Source organism: Syntrophomonas zehnderi OL-4 (genome assembly GCF_000983115.1).
GTDB classification, from domain to species: domain Bacteria; phylum Bacillota; class Syntrophomonadia; order Syntrophomonadales; family Syntrophomonadaceae; genus Syntrophomonas_B; species Syntrophomonas_B zehnderi.
In genome coordinates this window covers 1-3631 of the sequence record NZ_CGIH01000043.1, presented here as the reverse complement: position 1 = coordinate 3631, position 3631 = coordinate 1, and the positions used below count along the sequence as shown (strand labels likewise).

The following is a 3631-nucleotide window of genomic DNA, read 5'->3' as shown; positions in this document are numbered from 1 at the left end:
CGGAGCGTTTTCCGTTTTTAGAAGCAGATTTTATTCCTCCCAACAAATATCACAGGATGTTGGCGGGAAAAAGGTATCTGATTCTATATCAGATTAAGGATCAGACGGTGTAAGTTGACTATATTGTGGACTGTCGGCAGGATTATGAGTGGTTAGTACGATAATTTGTAACCGATTATAACTCCTTCCCGCTGTATACTTGTCACCCCCGGTTGGGTTTTGCTGAGTCTGAATGTTAATGCGTGTAAATGGTAATAATCTCCGCAAGAAAACAATATGGAGGTTATGAAATGAAAACGTCAAAAAACATTCTCACGGACAAAGAAATGGAACTGGTAAGTCTGCTGATGCAAGATTGCCAAAGCACTGGGGATATTCAGGCAAAGTTGAAACGCTTGTTTGCCGGTACAATTGAACAGATGCTGGAAGCCGAAATGGAGGAACATTTGGGCTATGAAAAGCATTCTGTAGAGGGCACAGCGGCAATTCGCGCAATGGTTACAATCACAAGACCATTATCAGCGATTACGGCGAAAGCGAAATCGTCATACCCCGTGATCGTAATGGTGAATTTGAACCAATAATCCTTGGAAAACGGCAAACCCGAACTGATGAAATTGAACAGAAAATAATGGCGATGTACTCTAAAGGCATGTCGCAGCGCGACATTGAGGATAATCTGCGCGAGATATACGGAGCAGATATCTCACAAACCTTAATTTCAAAGATTACAGATAAAATTTTGCCAGAAGTAAATGAATGGCAAAACCGTCCGTTGGAAGCGATTTACCCGATAGTTTATTTTGACGGTATCGTGTTCAAAAGCCGCAAAGACAGCCAGATTATCAACAAGTGTGTCTATTCAGTTTTAGGCATTGATATGAACGGTCAGAAGGATATTTTAGGTATTTGGATAAGCGAGAACGAGGGTGCATTATTTTACGCAAGTATTTGCTCCGATCTTAAAAAACGCGGCATTACAGACATTTTTATTGCTTGCCACGATATCTGAAAGGGCTTTGAGAAGCCATAAATGCAGTGTTTCCAAAGACCCAACAACAATTATGCATAGTACACCAAATCCGCAATTCTACCAAGTTTGTACAATACAAGGACAGAAAACAAATCTGTGCCGATCTCAAAAAAATCTACGGTGCGGTAAACCTTGACGACGCAGAGTATGCAAAAGAAGAGTTTAGGGAAAAATGGGATAAGAAATATCCATCGATTATGCGGTCTTGGGACGCAAATTGGGCTGAACTTACTACATTTTTCAACTATCCCGAACAGATTAGGCATTTGATTTACACAACTAACGCGGTAGAAGCGTACCACAGAATGGTGCGAAAATTCACGAAAGCAAAGGCGATTTTCCCCACAGATGACTCGATAAGAAAGGTTGTTTTCCTATCGGTCAAAGAAATAGCAAAAAAATGGACGAAGCCCGCACGGGATTGGGCAATGGCGTATAGCCAGATTATGATTTTCTTTGCAGATAGATTTGCTGCTTAAAAGCCGCCTGGGGGCTCTGCCCCCAGGCCCCCGAGGTTTATACGCTTTGGGCTTACCGGTAAAAAAACGGCAAACAATAAGCTCGCCGTTTTACCGTATAAGCCGTAGCAAGCGTGGGGCGCTCCTCAGCGTTGCCCGGTTTATGCTACAATAAGAGTATTAACAAAAGTTTGGATGATTATTCCGTTTACACTAAAGCATGTTCAGAACCTCTCGGTCAGGCAATACCGTCAGCTTTTGGACTGCTTAGGTTGGCTGTAACACTCCAGCAGTTATTGCATAACTCCATTAACCGTTTGTTTTATAACATGATGTAATTAAAACATAACCAAGAATAACTTGAGCTGCTACAACTTGACCAGAATCAGTATTGACAATATATGCAAATAATTGATTTGCTAATCCGGGCATATTAATGCCATGATAAATCAAATAGCTACAAGCGAACAAACCTATTGGAATCCCCCAAATTATTATTTTAGGAATATCCACCTCCCAGGAACCTTTTTGGTCTATTTCATAAAAGCGATCATAGAACCCTAATAATGCTCCAAGGAATACAAAAAATCCGAAAAGGGCGAAATAATATGAGATAACTGCATATTGTCCAATACATACCTTATGGAGCCATACAAGTGGAGATCCTGAAATAATTAGTACAATAAGCATAAGAGATACCCACGCTAAATTAACCATTGAACGTCTTGACACTTTTTTACTCCCCCAATCAATCTTACTCTTCATGTATTTTACTTCAGTAATAGCAAGAAACCTCGGTGTATATAATATCTTTGAGTCGTAAACTATTGCAATTATATAGTTTCGACTCAATTAGATTAGTTGGGGAAATTATTATAGTTTACTTTCAATGGATAAGAAAAATTCCAGCTTGAACCTGTTGGATTCCTGTGTATGGTTATATCTGCTTGTCCGCCAACGTGAGTTGCATCAGGATATACGTTTATCCAATCATTCCAATTTGGATAATAATTATAGTTTGTTCCGGGGTTTGGATTGCTTATTAAACTGTATTCACCCGAGGCCGTTCCCCTGTGAGTTATCAATGCCCCTTCTTTATGTGGATCGAAACTGGTTACTTTCTTACCATAAGCGGTTCCTCTTACAAATCCATTTCTAATACTGATTTGAGAGTCATTAATAGTCCATTTAGATTGAACCCTATCCAATTTAGCTGAATACCAATTTACAGGAATATTCCCGCTATAAACAAGGTCTGTCCTGTAGCTATAATACACTCTTAAAGTACATGTAACACTAACACTACTGTCTTTACTTGGCTGTTCTAAATAGGTACTTCCAGAGGAAGTTGTGGATTTAGGTGATAAATCAGTAAAAATAGTTGTTACATATGACTCTTCTTTAGCACTATCCCCTTTTTGTCCCAGTTCCTTTATTTCTTTTATTTTTTCTGTCGTCACATAATTATTAATATAAAATTCTTTGGCTAATTCTTCATTAAAAGTTAAATTTTTCATAAAGGATTGATCAAAAAATAAATCAGTTTCGCCATTTTTAGCGCGATCATACAAAACCGCTTCGTTACTAATTGGCTCCTTACTAAATGTCACCTGTTTTTGTGGAAAGGAATCTAAATTGTTTGATGCACTAGCGGGTATTGTTGTAACAAATAAAATCCCTACTAATAAAAACCCGGCTATTAGTATCTGGTTAATTCTGATCATATTCAAATCGAACATCCCTTTCTCTTTATATTTTGAAGCTGGATATTGCTTCTTAACCAATGTCCACAGAGTTTATACTTTTAGCAAAATAATATTTTTGGACGACCCTTCTGTTTAATTATCTGTAGTCTCTTCCCTAAGACAAAAAGAATCCCCTCCAATTGATTTTGTTTTTATTCACATTCACCTCACCCCTTGTGATCACAATTGTAATTCGTACGATACATTTATAATAATCCCTAGAAAATACAATTTCTATAGAAAATCCTAGATTCTACATTTCCAGGCCTAAATACTACACATAAGGGCCTGGATTGCATGGATTTAGGAAAGCAACAATAATAAAATGGCCGAAGCCCTAAAACGTAAAAAATAGGACAAAATACGTTATTTCCATGCCCGTAAATGGCATATTT

General features: G+C 38.0%; 2 protein-coding genes and 2 pseudogenes. 2 read left to right on the top strand and 2 right to left on the bottom strand.

Annotation, left to right across the window (positions count from 1 at the left end):
• Both AAV90_RS15495 and AAV90_RS12000 read left to right on the top strand, forming a co-directional pair.
• Nucleotides 1-113 (top strand): annotated as a pseudogene (locus tag AAV90_RS15495) (type II toxin-antitoxin system RelE/ParE family toxin); the annotation flags it as partial.
• 177 nt (nt 114-290) lie between these two features.
• A pseudogene (locus tag AAV90_RS12000) lies at nt 291-1512 on the top strand (IS256 family transposase).
• 288 nt (nt 1513-1800) lie between these two features.
• On the opposite strand, the gene AAV90_RS11995 reads toward AAV90_RS12000, so the two are convergent.
• Together AAV90_RS11995 and AAV90_RS11990 are read right to left on the bottom strand one after the other, a co-directional pair.
• Nucleotides 1801-2256 carry a hypothetical protein gene (locus tag AAV90_RS11995; RefSeq protein ID WP_046499518.1) on the bottom strand — a complete coding sequence of 152 codons (456 nt, stop codon included), beginning with the start codon at nt 2254-2256 and terminating at the stop codon, nt 1801-1803.
• A gap of 92 nt (nt 2257-2348) precedes the next feature.
• Nucleotides 2349-3221, bottom strand: coding sequence for a hypothetical protein (locus AAV90_RS11990; protein WP_157609566.1), 873 nt, complete (start codon nt 3219-3221; stop codon nt 2349-2351).
• Nucleotides 3222-3631: the final 410 nt, after the last annotated feature.

What these genes read in the sequence shown, in the direction of transcription:
- AAV90_RS11995 (WP_046499518.1), bottom strand. Translation starts at nt 2,256, where the DNA reads ATGAAGAGTAAGATTGATTGGGGGAGTAAAAAAGTGTCAAGACGTTCA.